The 808-nt window shown below is 63.4% G+C and carries 2 pseudogenes; one reads left to right on the top strand and one right to left on the bottom strand.

The window, feature by feature from the left end:
• Positions 1–199, bottom strand: a pseudogene (locus tag H8B02_RS47550) (hypothetical protein); the annotation flags it as partial.
• 35 nt (positions 200–234) lie between these two features.
• Here H8B02_RS47550 and H8B02_RS47545 point away from each other — a divergent pair.
• Positions 235–808, top strand: a pseudogene (locus H8B02_RS47545) (hypothetical protein); the annotation flags it as partial.

Below are 808 nucleotides of genomic sequence, written 5' to 3'. Positions count from 1 at the left end.
GGTCGACCCGCACCATGGCGAGCACCGGCGGGGCCTCGGGCTGCTGCGCGAATTGCGGCTCGGGCGGGGCCCGGCGGGCCGGAGTGCTGGCGAATTCCTCATGCGCCGCGCGAAACAGCGCGGCTGCCCCTAACCCGAACACCAGAAGCGACGTCGCCAGCACGATCGCGGCGAACAAGAAACGAAGGCCGGGGAGCATGGGCGCGGGTTCCCCCTTCTGCGGGAGGCTCTTTGATGTCGAGGGAACGCAGTGACCACACAAGAAAGCCGTCGTCGCGAGCGACGAATCAGGCCGATTCGAAGATATCGCAACCCTCGAAGACTGTTTGTTACAAAATGCGGGTGATTGATGACTTTGGGCAGGTGGACAAACATTCCCGACCCATGAGACATCTTTGCCGCAGCGTTGACGGCACATCACAAAAGCCCGAAATGGCCCGGATTTCGCGGATTTGTCTTGAATGCGCCGCTATCTTCCTGCATTGGGCCGTTAACAGTCCGGTGTGGCTTGGGGACTATAATAGAGCAATGATGATCAACCGCATTCTGACGATTTGCGCTGCCGCGGCTCTCGGCGTGGCGGGAACCTCGCTTGCGCGTGCGCAGCAGGGCTATCCGGCTCCCCAGGGCCCGGTCTACTCGGCCGCGCCGCAGCCCTACTCGCAGGGCAACATGCCGGATTTCGACTCGCTCGATGATGAAGACGCGCCGCGCAATTCGGCCGCGCTGCCGCCGCCCGGCCCGGTGATGTCGCCGGATGACCCGCGCTATGGCCGTCCGATGAATGCGCCGGTCTATTCCGATCGTG

Source organism: Bradyrhizobium altum (assembly GCF_020889705.1).
Lineage (GTDB): Bacteria > Pseudomonadota > Alphaproteobacteria > Rhizobiales > Xanthobacteraceae > Bradyrhizobium > Bradyrhizobium altum.
The sequence above is the reverse complement of the archived record's forward strand: the minus strand, read 5'-3'. Positions and strand labels throughout refer to the sequence as shown.